At 65.1% G+C, this 13,170-nt stretch carries 9 protein-coding genes; 6 read left to right on the plus strand and 3 right to left on the minus strand.

What is annotated here, in order from left to right:
• Nucleotides 1-280: 280 nt before the first annotated feature.
• Entirely contained in the window at nucleotides 281-2,122 is a 1,842-nt protein-coding gene (locus BLR85_RS17165) for an ABC-F family ATP-binding cassette domain-containing protein (protein WP_093159085.1), read from the plus strand.
• A gap of 30 nt (nucleotides 2,123-2,152) precedes the next feature.
• Here the strand turns inward: BLR85_RS17165 and BLR85_RS17170 are convergent, their stop codons facing one another.
• On the minus strand, nucleotides 2,153-2,620 hold the full coding sequence (locus BLR85_RS17170) for a hypothetical protein (RefSeq protein WP_093159090.1): 468 nt from the start codon (nucleotides 2,618-2,620) through the stop codon (nucleotides 2,153-2,155).
• A 250-nt stretch (nucleotides 2,621-2,870) separates the two neighbouring features.
• On the opposite strand from BLR85_RS17170, the gene BLR85_RS17175 reads away from it, so the two are divergent.
• The 3 genes from BLR85_RS17175 (at nucleotide 2,871) to BLR85_RS17185 (ending at nucleotide 5,815) form a co-directional block, all read left to right on the plus strand.
• Nucleotides 2,871-3,503, plus strand: a complete 633-nt coding sequence (locus BLR85_RS17175; protein WP_093159096.1) for a MarC family protein — start codon at nucleotides 2,871-2,873, stop codon at nucleotides 3,501-3,503.
• Between the two features lie 69 nt (nucleotides 3,504-3,572).
• Nucleotides 3,573-4,154: a retropepsin-like aspartic protease family protein gene (locus BLR85_RS17180; RefSeq protein ID WP_093159218.1), complete on the plus strand. Its 582-nt coding sequence runs from the start codon at nucleotides 3,573-3,575 to the stop codon at nucleotides 4,152-4,154.
• 368 nt (nucleotides 4,155-4,522) lie between these two features.
• Nucleotides 4,523-5,815 (plus strand): O-acetylhomoserine aminocarboxypropyltransferase/cysteine synthase family protein, encoded by a 1,293-nt coding sequence (locus BLR85_RS17185; protein WP_093159101.1) that lies wholly within the window; start codon nucleotides 4,523-4,525, stop codon nucleotides 5,813-5,815.
• Nucleotides 5,816-5,882: 67 nt separating this feature from the next.
• Here the strand turns inward: BLR85_RS17185 and BLR85_RS17190 are convergent, their stop codons facing one another.
• Nucleotides 5,883-6,584 (minus strand): SIMPL domain-containing protein, encoded by a 702-nt coding sequence (locus tag BLR85_RS17190; protein ID WP_093159106.1) that lies wholly within the window; start codon nucleotides 6,582-6,584, stop codon nucleotides 5,883-5,885.
• 165 nt (nucleotides 6,585-6,749) lie between these two features.
• Here BLR85_RS17190 and BLR85_RS17195 point away from each other — a divergent pair, with 165 nt between their 5' ends.
• A complete protein-coding gene (locus tag BLR85_RS17195; protein WP_093159111.1) occupies nucleotides 6,750-9,911 on the plus strand; it encodes a hypothetical protein in 3,162 nt (1,053 codons plus the stop codon).
• Nucleotides 9,912-10,073: 162 nt separating this feature from the next.
• Nucleotides 10,074-12,005 carry a cation:proton antiporter domain-containing protein gene (locus BLR85_RS17200; RefSeq protein ID WP_093159116.1) on the plus strand — a complete coding sequence of 644 codons (1,932 nt, stop codon included), beginning with the start codon at nucleotides 10,074-10,076 and terminating at the stop codon, nucleotides 12,003-12,005.
• Nucleotides 12,006-12,122: 117 nt separating this feature from the next.
• Here the strand turns inward: BLR85_RS17200 and cobT are convergent, their stop codons facing one another.
• Complete coding sequence (gene cobT, locus BLR85_RS17205; protein WP_093159121.1) at nucleotides 12,123-13,145, minus strand: nicotinate-nucleotide--dimethylbenzimidazole phosphoribosyltransferase; 1,023 nt, start codon at nucleotides 13,143-13,145, stop codon at nucleotides 12,123-12,125.
• Between the last annotated feature and the right edge of the window lie 25 nt (nucleotides 13,146-13,170).

A 13,170-nucleotide genomic window follows, 5' to 3' on the forward strand; every position in this document is an offset into this window, starting at 1 on the left:
CCCCCTGCCCGCCAAATGGTTGATTCCTCAAAGCCTGACACAACCCAAAGTTATGTCTGAGCATTTTGGGCGGTTGTGGACAGACCGGAGCCAATCAGGCCCATCGGACGAAATTGTACCCGCCTGAGAGCAAGAAAGTGACGTTGGGTCATCATTACCGCTCCACGGGAGAGCGTGCGTTTTGCCGAATCACCAAGCCAGAGGGGCGGGCCACGGCGGGCAGCTCCCGGTCGCAGCACGGCTTGTTGACACCGCCTGAAGGCTGGTGCACAGCGCCGCCATGCTCAGGCTTTCCGATATTTCCTATTCCGTCGAAGGGCGTCCGCTGATCGAGCACGCCTCTGCCGTCATCCCGACCGGTCACAAGGTTGGCCTCGTGGGGCGAAACGGCACGGGCAAGACCACGCTGTTCCGTCTCATCCGGGGCGAGCTGACGCTTGAAACCGGCTCTATCGAGCTGCCGCGCGGGGCGCGGATTGGCGGCGTGGCGCAAGAGGCGCCGGGAAACGAGGTCTCGCTGCTCGACACGGTGCTGGCCGCGGACACGGAGCGCGCGGCGCTTCTGGCGGAAGCGGAAGTTGCGACCGATCCGGCCCGCATAGCCGAGGTGCAGACCCGGCTTTCCGATATCGACGCATGGTCGGCGGAGGCGCGGGCCTCGGCGATCCTGCGCGGGCTCGGCTTCGAAACCGAAAAGCATGTCATGCCCTGCTCGGCCTTTTCGGGCGGATGGCGGATGCGCGTGGCGCTGGCCGCAGTGCTCTTTGCCCAGCCGGACCTGCTGCTGCTGGACGAGCCGACCAACTATCTCGACCTCGAAGGCGCGCTCTGGCTGGAAAACTACCTCACCCGCTATCCGCATACCGTGATCATTGTCAGCCACGACCGGGCGCTGTTGAACCGCTCCGTCGGAGCGATCCTGCATCTCGAAGACCGCAAGCTGACTCTCTACCAGGGGCCATACGACACCTTCGCCGAGACACGCGCGGCGCGGATCGCCGCCGCCGAGAGCGAGCGCAAGCGGCAGGAGGCGCGGCGCGCGCATCTGCAGTCCTATGTCGACCGGTTCCGCTACAAGGCGGACAAGGCCCGGCAGGCGCAGTCGCGGCTGAAGGCGATTGCCCGGTTGAAGCCCATAGCCACGCCGCAGGAAGCTGCCCTGCGCCGCTTCACCTTCCCCGAGCCGGAGGAACTCAGCCCACCAATCATTGCCACCGAGGGCGCTGCCATCGGTTACGGCGAGACGACGATCCTGAGCCGGCTCAGCCTGCGCGTCGATCAGGACGACCGCATCGCGCTTCTGGGAAAGAATGGCGAGGGCAAGTCGACGCTGTCCAAATTCCTCGCCGGTCGTCTGGAGGCTCAGAAAGGGCGGATCAACCGCTCGGGCAAGCTGCGGGTGGGGTATTTCGCCCAGCACCAGGTGGACGAGCTTTACCTCGACGAGACCCCGCTTGAGCATCTGAAGCGGCTGCGCCCCCAGGAGACGCCCGCCAAGTTGCGTTCCCGGCTTGGCGGCTTCGGTATCGGCGCCGAACAGGCCGACACGGTGGTCGAGAAGCTTTCGGGCGGACAGAAGGCGCGGCTGTCGCTGATGCTGGCCACGCTCGATGCGCCGCACCTGCTCATCCTCGACGAGCCGACCAACCACCTCGATATCGAGAGTCGCGAGGCGCTGGTGGAGGCACTGACCGCCTATACCGGCGCGGTGATCCTTGTCAGCCACGACCTGCACCTGCTCACCCACGTGGCCGACCGGCTCTGGCTGGTCTCGGAGGGGCGCGTGCTGCCCTATGACGAGGATCTCGACGCCTATCGCAAGATGCTGCTGGAAAAGGACAAGCCGGAGCGGAGCAAAACGCCGGCCAAGCCCGAGCGCGTTAGCCAGTCGGTCATTCAGGAGCTGAGATCCGACGTCAGGAAATGCGAGCAACGCATGGAAAAACTTGAAGAAATGCGTTCAACGCTCTCTGAGCGCCTCGCTGACCCGGCGGTCTACGAGGCGGCAAACAAGGACAAGCTGGATCTCTGGCAGGCGAAATTCGCCGAAGTCGAGGATGCCCTGGAGCGCGCGGAAACCCTTTGGATGGACGCCGTGGAGCGGCTGGAAGCGGCAGGCTGAGGCCGGCGCAGTCCCAACCGCCCATTCTGTTCAGCGGCCCGCCGTTTCCATGAAGATCTTCTTCACTGTCGCCTCGAAGCCCTTGCGGATCACCAATTGCTTGATCATGCCGCTGGTCACGATCTTGGCAAGTCCGCCGCCCGCCATCGAGATGCCGGGCGCGAAATAAACGGCATAAATCCCGTCTAGCACCAGCCCTGACATGAAATTGACGAACATCTGGTCGGCGAGTTGTTTGAAGCCGGGATCGCGTGTCAGGATCTCCGAGCTGTATTTTGCCGTCTGGGCTACCGAATTGACCGCCGTGCCCTTGACCGAGACCGGCGAAATGAAACAGGCGATCGCTTCGCCCCAGCTGACCTTGCCGTCCATGTTGCCGTCCCGATCCTCGTAAAAGGCGACGACGGCCACGACCTTGTTGTTGAGAAACCCGACGGCGCCGAATGCGGTGGTGGGGGAGTCCTTGACGAGGACCCATTCAATTACCTGCTGAGCCATTCCCTAGCCACTCCGAAAAACATACCGCCGGATGGCCTAAAAACGTCCGGCCCGGTATTGGTTTTCTGAAAACGCCCCACCCCGGTTATGGCGCGGGGTAAAGGCAGTGTCGGGCGAGTCGGATGGCTTGAATAGATGACCAAGCGACGCCGTTGCGCGATTTTTTCGGCACGTCAGGCCGAGCCTTGTGGCGATCCCCGACGGGGCGCGGTAATGACAGGGGCATGTGTTTGCGGAACGATTGGCAGATATGGACCTGACCTTCTACATCAGCGCCTTCGTGGCGCTTTTCGTCATCATCGACCCGATCGGTCTCGCGCCGCTCTTCCTGGCGATGACGCATGGAGCCAAGAAGGCGGAGCGCCGTGCCATCGGGCGGCGGGCGATCCTGCTGGCCTTCTTCCTGCTGACGCTGTTCGGATTGCTGGGCGACGCGGTGCTGGGCTTCATCGGCATCTCCATTTCCGCTTTCCGCATCGCGGGCGGGATCCTGCTGTTCCTGACGGCACTCGACATGCTTTTCGAGCGGCGCACGAAACGCCGAGACCATACGGCAGAGGAAGAGGAACGCCCGGACCCGTCGGTCTTTCCGCTCGCCATCCCGCTGCTGGCGGGTCCCGGCGCGATCACGACAATGATCCTGCTCGTCGGACAGGCCGGGAGCCCGGTCGAGGCAGCCGGGGTTTTCTTGGTCATGGCTTTGGTTCTGTCCGTCGTGGCGGTGATGTTCCGCAGCGCCAGCTTGCTCGAACGCGCGCTCGGACGGACCGGGACTGTGGTCGCCACGCGGCTCCTGGGCATGTTGCTGGCCGCGCTCTCGGTGCAGTTCGTGCTCGACGGATTGCGGGGCGCGGGAATGATTGCCGGAACGGCGGCAGGCTAGCGAAAACGGCGCCGAATCCCTACATGCAGGAACAGGCCCGCATTGCGGGCGCCCGAACAGGACCCGCGCATGACATCTGACCAGACCGCCTCGCTGATCTACCTTCTGCTCCTGGGCATGTTGGTGGGCAGCTATGCGCTCGTGGCCAGCCGCCGCAATCTCGGCCGCAGCCTGCGCCATGGCGCGCTCTGGGGGCTGATCTTCCTCGGCGTGATCGTGGGATACGGACTGTGGGAGGATGTTCGCAGCACCGTCATACCGCGCCAATCGGTGCTGAGTGAGCAGGGTCAGATCGAGGTGCCGCTCGCGCGCGACGGCCACTACCACATGGTGCTCGACATCAATGGCGTGCCGGTGCAGTTCGTGGTCGATACCGGCGCCTCCGACATCGTGTTGACACAGGCAGACGCGCAGCGCGCCGGGATTGAGCTCGACGGGCTGCCCTTTCTGGGCACCGCCAACACGGCCAATGGAACCGTGCCGACGGCGCGGGTGCGGCTGGACGAAGTGGACCTGAACGGGATCGTCGACCAGCGCGTACCGGCGCTGGTCAATGGCGGCGAGATGAATGGCTCGCTTCTAGGCATGTCCTATCTCAATCGCTTTTCAGAGGTCAGTTTCGGCAATGGAAAGATGGTGTTGACGCGCTAGGCGTCGCTCCCTCAGCCTGCCACTTCCAAGGAGACCAAAGCTGCCGAGTGGGGGGCGTTGCCCCCCGCGCTCTGTGGAGCGCTCCCCCCAGGATATTTGAGGGAAGACGAGACCAACCTTTCATTCATCTTTCCCAAAATACCTCCGCCGGAGGCGTGATCCGAAGGATCGTTCACGCGCGCGAAGCGCGCGCCCCCGAACGGCTGAAGTGGGTTCGCCAAATCGGCGGCAGGTTAAAAGCACAAAACATTCAATATCATGCATCAAAATGCTCGTCCGGCGGGCTCGCGCGAAACCATTGTGCCCGATCTGCCCTTCGCCTACGCTCCGCGCCGAACAGAACGCGCGACCCCAAAGGGAGGACCCCCATGAGCGAAGCCCGCAAACTCGGATTCGACACGTTGCAGATTCACGCCGGCGCCAGCCCGGACCCGGCCACCGGTGCCCGCCAGACGCCGATCTACCAGACGACCGCCTATGTGTTCAAAGACGCCGATCACGCGGCGCGGCTCTTCAACCTCGAAGAGGTGGGATACATCTATTCGCGGCTGACCAACCCGACGGTTTCAGTGCTGGCCGAGCGGATCGTCACGTTGGAAGGCGGTGTGGGCGGGTTCTGCTGCTCCTCGGGCCATGCAGCTCAGATCATGGCGCTTTTCCCGCTGATGGGACCGGGCTGCAATGTCGTGGTCTCCACGCGTCTTTACGGCGGCACGATCACCCAGTTCAGCCAGACCATCAAGCGTTTCGGTTGGTCGGCGAAATTCGTCGACATGGATGACGTCGAGGCGGTGAAAGCGGCCATCGACGAGAATACCCGTGCGGTCTTCTGCGAGAGCATTGCCAATCCGGGCGGCTATATCACCGATATCCCGGCCATGGCGGCAGTCGCCGACGCGGCGGGCGTGCCGCTCATCGTCGACAACACGTCCGCCACGCCTTACCTGTGCAACCCGATCGCGCTCGGCGCGACCCTGGTGGTGCATTCGACCACCAAGTACCTGACTGGTAACGGCACGGTGACCGGCGGCTGCGTGGTGGATTCGGGCAAGTTCGACTGGTCGGCCTCCGACAAGTTCCCCTCGCTCAGCCAGCCGGAGCCCGCCTATCACGGTCTGACCTTCCATGCCGCGCTCGGGGCGATGGCCTATACCTTCCACGGAATCGCCGTGGGACTGAGGGACCTCGGCATGACGATGAACCCGCAGGCGGCGCATTACACGCTGATGGGAATCGAGACGCTGAGCCTGCGCATGGAGCGTCACGTGGCGAACGCCAAGAAGATCGCCGAGTGGCTGGAGCAAGACGACCGAATCGAAAAGGTCACCTATGCCGGCCTGCCCTCCTCGCCTTATCACGGGCGTGTCGCCACGATCTGCCCGAAGGGCGCGGGCGCGCTTTTCACCTTCGCGGTCAAGGGCGGCTACGAGTCCTGCATCAAGCTGGTGGATTCGCTGGAGCTGTTCAGCCATGTCGCCAACCTGGGCGATACCCGTTCGCTGATCATCCACTCCGCTTCGACCACGCACCGCCAGCTCACGCCCGAGCAGCAGGAAGCGGCCGGTGCCGCGCCGAACATGGTGCGGGTCTCTATCGGGATCGAGGATGCCGATGACCTGATTGCCGACCTCGACCAGGCGCTGACCAAGGCCACGGCCTGATCCCAGGCGCCTCACGCTGAAATGACACGCGCCGGACCGTTCCAACGGTCCGGCGCTTTTCGTTCCGTTATTGCTCCAGCGCCCAGGTGATTGTCACCGTCGCTTGGACATCCATCTCTCCTGCCGCGACCGGCATCACCTCGCGCATCGCGCTGGCCATCGTGGCGCGCATTGGACGGACGCCACCCATGCCGTTTTCCTCGATCGACAGGATCGGGCCGAGCCCGATCCCAGCCGCCTCGGCCAGAAGTTCCGCCTTGCGCCGCGCATCGGCCACGGCGGCGCGGCGCGCCTCGTCCTCGACCGGCTGAGGTTCCTTCAGATCGAAGTTCAGCCCACGCAGGGTGTTGGCGCCATCGCTCACCGCCATGTCCAGCAACTGGCCGAGCGTATCGAGATCGCGCAGCCGGATCGTGACATCGCTCGCGGCAATAAAGGCCTCGATCTCTCCCTGCCCGCCATTCTCCTTCGCCTGCGCCCGGCGCGGCACAAGCGAGAGCTGGCCTGTCTGGATATCACGCGGCGCAATGCCGGCCTCCTCAAGCCGCTGGTGGATGGCCGCGATCCGCTCGCTCATCTCGCGCAGCGCGACGGCGGCCTCGGCGTCTTCGGCGACAGCGCCCAGCGTGATCAGCGCCATGTCCGGCACCGCCGCGACGCTTCCCTCGCCGGTCACGACCAGTTTACCAGGCGCGCCCGTCTCGGCCATCAGCGGCGAAAGGGGCAGAATCGTCGCCGCGGCGACGCACAGGACCTTGAACATTCTCATCGAAACAGTTCTCCGCTTTTTGATTTCATCATCCCCTCTGGGACGCAGCCCGCAAAGCAATCCTTGGCCCAAATCTGTTTATTTGAGCGATTTCCTGCTATAAGAACGGACCAGACAGAACGACGGCTTGCGTCGGCGTCCCTACAGATTCCAATTACAGGCGCGATGACTCCGAATTTTTCCCTCATACTGGACCACGACGGCATTTCGCTGCTGTATCGGCAGGATTCCGACTGGCGCAGCCTCGGCTCCGTTTCGCTGGACGCGCCGGATTTCGACGCGCAGTTGGAAGCACTGCGGCAACGGGCGGAGGCGCTCTCCGACGGGATTGCGCTGCGCAGCACGCTGGTCCTGCCCAATTCGCAAATCCTCTATGCCAGCACCGAGGCAGGCAAGGACGCGCGGGAGAATGCCCGGCTGGCCGGGCGGCGGCTGGACGGGGCCACGCCCTATGCGCTGGGCGATCTCGTCTATGACTGGAAGGTGCAAGGGAACGAGATTCTGATCGCCGCCGTGGCGCGCGAGACGCTGGAAGAGGCCGAGGGGTTTGCCCAACTTCACGGCTTCGCCCCCCTGAGCTTTACCGCTGCGCCAGAGGATGGAAGCTTTCCCGGCGCGCCCTTCTTCGGGCCGAGCGATGCGGCGCCGCGCCTGCTGGCGCCGGGCGAGGTGCTGGAGCGCATCGCCCGGCCAATCCTGTCCTCGGGCCCTTACGAGGAGCCACGGGCGACACCGGAGCCCTTGCCGGAGCCTGAGCCCGAATCCACGCCGGTCGAAGTCCCGGAAGATTCGGCGACCAGTCCAGAGCCCGTGACAGAAGCCGAGGTCGTGCCGGAGCCCGAACCAGAGGCGACGGACATAGCTGAAAAACCAGAGCCCGCGGCGAAATCGGCGACGTCATTACTAGTCGAAAGCGAGACCTCCGAGCCCGCGTCCGAACCGGCGGTCGCGGAGCTTCCCGTAATCGACTTTGTCAGCCTGCGAGCTTCTCCGGACACTCCCGAGGCAAAAGCGACCGAAACACCGCCACGCCCCTTGCCGCCGGTCACCGAACCGGTGTCCGATCCGGAGCAGCCCGAACCGCGTGTGGACGTGGGCGCCGAGGAGGCACCGGAACCGGCACCGCCCGCGACTTTCAGTTCGATCCGCAGCCGCGTGGAACCGCCGGTTACGGCGGCTGTCGTTGGGAAATCGAAAAACACAGGAACGAAGCCCAAACAACACGCCAGGTCCGCCAAACCTGCCCCGGCTGCGTCAGCTGCGGAAAAAACGGCACGCAAGCGGGCAGAACCGGTCCTGAAAGCCGCGCCGAAACCCGCAGCCGCGTCTGCCGCTCCGAATAGCTTCAAGCCGGGACTGCGCGCGGACAAGGTGGCGCGCGATAGCAGTGCTGCCGCGGCCAAATCTGCTGTCGAGACAGGCGGTTTCCGGGTGCCCCCCGCGCCGCCGCCACTGAACGAGGCCGAGGCCCTGACGGTCTTTGGCGCGCGCAAATCGCAGCAACCCCAGCAATCCCCCAGCCGGTTGGCATTGATCGCCGCGGCGGGTGGTGCCGTCGTCGTGGGCCTGATCGGGCTTTGGGCCTTTCTGGGCAGTGGTGGCGAGGACATCACCGCCACCGACGCGCCCGCGGAACTGATCACCGAGGCCCCCTCGGCGCCGCAACTGGTTTCCCCCGAGACCGGTGCCCTGCCCGATCTCGCTGCCTCGGACACGGCGCCCACGGCCATCGCCCTTGCGCCGGCCTCCGCGACGCCCGAGCCGGAGACCGGACTCGCAACGCAGGATATGGCCGGCGACGCAGAGGCAACTTCCCAGGTTTCCGGCGCCGCCGCACTTCCCCCGCCGGCGGACGATGGCGCGCCCGAGGACCTCAGGCAGCCCGCCATCCAGAACGAGGCCAGCACGGTCGGCATCAGCCAGCAGGAAACGCTTGCCAACCTGTCGACCTCGCAGCAGCCACTGGACGGAAGCCTGACACCGCAGAGCGGGAACGCGCTGGCCGAAAGCTTGCCGGAGGACAGCGTCGCCGCGCCGATGGTCGTCGATCCGACCCCGCTCGACCCGATATCCGCGCTGGCCGCCTATACCGTCAGCGGCATCTGGCAACGCGCGCCCGAGCGCAGCCAGCAGGCGCTGGAGGAAGAGACCGAAGAGTATTACATCGCTTCGATCGACCCGACCATTCCCAGCCAGGACGCCTATGCGCTGCCGACGCTGGACCGCGCTCCGGACAGGCTGCCGCGGGCAGCGGCCACGCCCGTCGTGCCCGAGCCGGAGCCCGATCCGGCGCAGGCCAGCGATGCGCTGGATGGGGAGGAAATCGCGCCCGATGGTGTCGAAGTCGTGCGCGGCAAGCCCAGCATCGTGCCGCCCCGCCGTCCCGCCGACCTCGCACCGGCCGCGCAATCTGCGCCAGAGACCGCCCCGGAAACCGGGGTCAACCCGGCGGAAGGTGCCTTGCGCGGAGAGCGGCCACGGTCTCGCCCCGAGGGGCTGATCGAGGCCAATGAACGGGCGACCTTTGGCGGCAACACGCGCTCCGAACTGGCGGAAATCCGCCCGAATGCGCGCCCACGTTCCGTTCAGGAGACCGCAGAGGCGCTGGATGCGGCCGTTCGCATGGCAGATGCGGAGACGGTGGAAGGCCAGCAGGGAACCGAAGCCCTGAGCTTGCAGGATCAGGCACTGGCACTGGATCTTGCCTCCGCCACGCGGCGCGCGGTTGCCAATTCTCCGCAGCCGCGTCTGCGCCCGTCAAACATATCGCAGATCGCCGACCGGGCCCGCAAGCGGGCAGAACAGGACGCCCAGGCGCAAGCCGAGGCCGAACAGCAGGCCCGCGATGACGCACAGGCCGCCGCGCTGAGCCAGGAACGCGCCGTCGCCGCCGCGGCACGCAAGTCCGCGGAAGAAGCGGCCCAGCAGGAAGCGGCCAAGCAGGCCGCCGCCGCTCAGGCCGCAAAGGAAAAGGAAGAGGCGATCCAGGCCGCCGCCAAGGCCGCCAAGGAGGAGGAGCGTGCCGCCAAGTCCTCGGGGCCGGCGGTTCCGCGCAGCGAACGCGCCAATCCCACCGGCACGACCTCGGCGACCGTTGCCAAGCAGGCCACGGTCAAGAACCAGATCTCGCTGAGCAAGGTTTCCCTTATCGGGGTCTACGGCACGTCCACCAAGCGGAGGGCGCTGGTCCGCCTGCCATCGGGAAAGATGTTGAAGGTCAAGGTCGGCGACCGCATCGATGGCGGACGCGTCGCCGCCATCGGCACCAGCGACCTGCGCTACCAGAAGGGCGGCCGGACGGTGACGCTCAAGATGCCAAAGGGTTGAGCCCTGCGCAAAGAGGTGGCGGAAAGCTGTCACGCAGACAACAAGAGGCGTATCCCGGCAGCTTTTGCTTGTCCGCCCTGCTACGTGCTGCATACTCGCGGATCCAGCACACAATGCGAGCGCGGCCTCTCTTTTCCTGCGCGTTTTGAGAAAGGGTGATTGATGGAAGGCTTTTTTGACGACGCGACGATTCTGCTCGGCGCCGCCGTCATCGGCGTTCCCATCGCGGCGCGGCTCGGGCTCGGCTCGGTGCTGGGCTACCTGCTGGCGGGCATTCTGATCGGGCCCCTGCTGACGCTGGCCGGCATGGAGGCGGAGACGCTGCGCCACTATTCCGAGTTCGGCGTTGTCATGATGCTGTTCCTGATCGGGCTGGAGTTGGAGCCGCGCACGCTTTGGGAGATGCGCGACAAGCTGATCGGCATGGGCGGACTGCAGATCGGGCTGACCACGGCGGCGGTAACGGCCTTGGCCTGGCTGATGGGCGAGACTTTAAACATGTCGCTTGCGATCGGGTTGATCCTGGCGCTGTCTTCGACCGCCATCGTACTGCAGACGCTCTCGGAAAAGGGGCTGATGAAGACCGGCGGCGGCAAGGCGACATTCTCGGTCCTGCTGACGCAGGATATCGCCGTGATCCCGATGCTGGCGCTGATGCCGCTGCTCGCGATGCCGAAAGTGCCCCAATTTGACTCGTCCGGCGTGATCCTGCGCCCCGGCGAAGGGGCGAGTGGCGAGGAGGTGCACCACGCGCTGTCGCTTATCGACGGGTTGACGGGCTGGCAGGCGACTTTCGTGATCATCATCGTGATCGTGGCTGTCGTGCTGGCGGGGATGTATCTTTCGCCCCTGCTCTTCCGCTTCGTCCACATGGCGAAGCTGCGCGAGATTCACACTGCGACGGCCTTGTTCGTTGTCTTTTTGATCGCCTACCTGATGGTGCTGGTCGGCCTCTCGCCGGCGCTTGGGGCGTTCCTGGGCGGGGTGGTGTTGGCGTCCTCGGAGTTCCGACACGAGCTGGAAGCCAATATCGAGCCCTTCAAGGGGTTGCTGCTGGGCGTGTTCTTCATGTCCGTGGGCGCGGGCATCGATTTCGCCGTCATGGCGAGCAATGTCGGCACGGTGATCGGGCTGACGGCGCTGCTGGTGCTGACAAAGGGGCTAGTGCTGTTCCTGCTGGCCAATCTCTTCGGACTGCGCAAGCGGGACAAGTGGCTGTTTACGCTGGGGCTGGCGCAGGCGGGCGAATTCGGCTTCGTGCTGATTTCCTTCTCGTTGCAGGAAAACGTGCTACCGGAACGGCTGGCACAGATATTGTTGCTGGTGGTGGCGCTGTCGATGCTGATCACGCCGCTGCTCTTTATCCTCTACGATTATATCGCGCACCGCCTCGGCGATCACTCCGAGGCGACGGATGTGCATCGCAAGCATGACGATATCGACGAGCAGGCCCCGGTGATAATCGCCGGGATCGGGCGTTTCGGGCAGGTGGTGAACCGAATGGTGGAGATGGCGGGGCTGAAATGTACCGTGCTCGACCATGACCTCGCCGCGATCGAGCTGATGCGGCATTTCGGGTTCAAGGCCTTTTACGGCGATCCGACCCGTCCGGTGCTGTTGCATGCGGCGGGGCTGAAGGATGCGCGGGTTCTGGTGGCGGCGCTGGATGACCCGCACGCAACGACCCGTCTGGTGAAATATGCGCGTTCCCAGCGGCCGGACCTGCATATCATCGCGCGCGCGCATGACCGCGTACATGTCTACCAACTCTACCAGGCGGGCGCCGATGACATCGTGCGGGAGATGTTCGACAGCTCGCTCCGGGCCGGGCGCTACGTTCTGGAGAACATGGATTTCTCGGCCTTCGAGGCCAACGAGATGGAGAAGACCTTCTACAAGCATGACCGGATGACGCTGCGCGAGTTGGCACCGCTCTGGGATCCGGCGCGCTCGCTGAAGGACAACCCGGCCTACCTTGAGCGGGCGCGGGAGTTGAACAAGGTGCTGGAGACCTCGCTGGTGACGGCGCTCGAGGTCCAGGAACTGGAAGCGCGCGATCACGGCGACGATCCGCCCCGCCCCACCGTGGATTAGGGCCCGAAGGCGCGCGGGGACGATCCTGCGGATCGTGCCTCCGGCAGGGTATTTATCCCAACAAGAAGCCATTGGTCGGGGGCGGGCGGCGAATGCAGCCGCCCGGACCTGAACCGATCAGCCGCCGGAAACGCCGGCCTCGCCGAAGGTGGCCATGCCGGAATGGCAGGCGATGGCGCCCTTGAGCACACCGATGGCGAGTGCGGCGCCGGAGCCTTCGCCAAGGCGCAGGCCGAGGCTGAGCAGTGGCTCCTTGCCGATCTTTTCCAGCATCATGGAATGGGCACCTTCCGCGGAGACATGACCAGCAACGGTATGGTCGAGCGCGCCGGGTGTGACGGATTCGAGCACGGAGGCGGCGGCGGTACAGATGAAGCCATCAAGGATAACCGGGATACGGTGATGGCGCGCGGCGAGGATGGCGCCGGCCATGGCCGCAATCTCGCGCCCGCCGAGGTGGCGCAGCACTTCGAGCGGGTCGGAAAGCGCGTCGGCATGCAGCGCGAGCCCCGCATCGACCACGTCCCGTTTCCGGGCAAGGCCTTCATCATCGACCCCAGAGCCCCGTCCGACCCAAGCCTCTCCCCCGCCGCCATGCAGCGCGGCAGCGATGGCCGCGGCGGAGGTCGTGTTGCCGATGCCCATCTCGCCAGTCACCACCAGCCCGGCCTTGGGATCGACCGCTTCCCAGCCAGCGGCCATGGCGGCGACGAGGTCCTGCTCGCTCATGGCCGGGGCTTCGGTGAAGTCGGCGGTGGGGCGGTCAAGTTCCAGCTCCACGATGTCCGTGCGGGCCCCGAAAGCGGTGAGAAGCTGGTTGATCGCGGCACCGCCGGCGCGGAAATTGGCGACCATCTGCACGGTCACCTCGATGGGGAAAGCCGACACGCCCTTGGCGGCAACGCCGTGGTTTCCTGCAAAAACAATGCCTTGAAGATTTTCAAGGTTCGGACGCGCATTGCCGACCCAGCCCGCGTACCAGATTGCAAGATCTTCGAGCCGACCAAGCGCCGCGGGCGGCTTGGTGAGCATGCCATTGCGTGCCTGCGCCGCGGCGAGTGCCTCGGAATCGGGCTGCGGCAGGTTGGCCAGGGCGGCGCGGATTTCGTTCAGATCTGAAAAGGGGGCTTTGGCAGTCATCGTGGACCTCTGTCTTGTTTCCCCG

Origin of the sequence: Aliiruegeria lutimaris, from assembly GCF_900099935.1 — a bacterium.
Taxonomy (GTDB): domain Bacteria; phylum Pseudomonadota; class Alphaproteobacteria; order Rhodobacterales; family Rhodobacteraceae; genus Tropicimonas; species Tropicimonas lutimaris.

What these genes read in the sequence shown, in the direction of transcription:
- BLR85_RS17165 (WP_093159085.1), top strand. Translation starts at nt 281, where the DNA reads ATGCTCAGGCTTTCCGATATTTCCTATTCCGTCGAAGGGCGTCCGCTG.
- BLR85_RS17170 (WP_093159090.1), bottom strand. Translation starts at nt 2,620, where the DNA reads ATGGCTCAGCAGGTAATTGAATGGGTCCTCGTCAAGGACTCCCCCACC.
- BLR85_RS17175 (WP_093159096.1), top strand. Translation starts at nt 2,871, where the DNA reads ATGGACCTGACCTTCTACATCAGCGCCTTCGTGGCGCTTTTCGTCATC.
- BLR85_RS17180 (WP_093159218.1), top strand. Translation starts at nt 3,573, where the DNA reads ATGACATCTGACCAGACCGCCTCGCTGATCTACCTTCTGCTCCTGGGC.
- BLR85_RS17185 (WP_093159101.1), top strand. Translation starts at nt 4,523, where the DNA reads ATGAGCGAAGCCCGCAAACTCGGATTCGACACGTTGCAGATTCACGCC.
- BLR85_RS17190 (WP_093159106.1), bottom strand. Translation starts at nt 6,584, where the DNA reads ATGAGAATGTTCAAGGTCCTGTGCGTCGCCGCGGCGACGATTCTGCCC.
- BLR85_RS17195 (WP_093159111.1), top strand. Translation starts at nt 6,750, where the DNA reads ATGACTCCGAATTTTTCCCTCATACTGGACCACGACGGCATTTCGCTG.
- BLR85_RS17200 (WP_093159116.1), top strand. Translation starts at nt 10,074, where the DNA reads ATGGAAGGCTTTTTTGACGACGCGACGATTCTGCTCGGCGCCGCCGTC.
- cobT (WP_093159121.1), bottom strand. Translation starts at nt 13,145, where the DNA reads ATGACTGCCAAAGCCCCCTTTTCAGATCTGAACGAAATCCGCGCCGCC.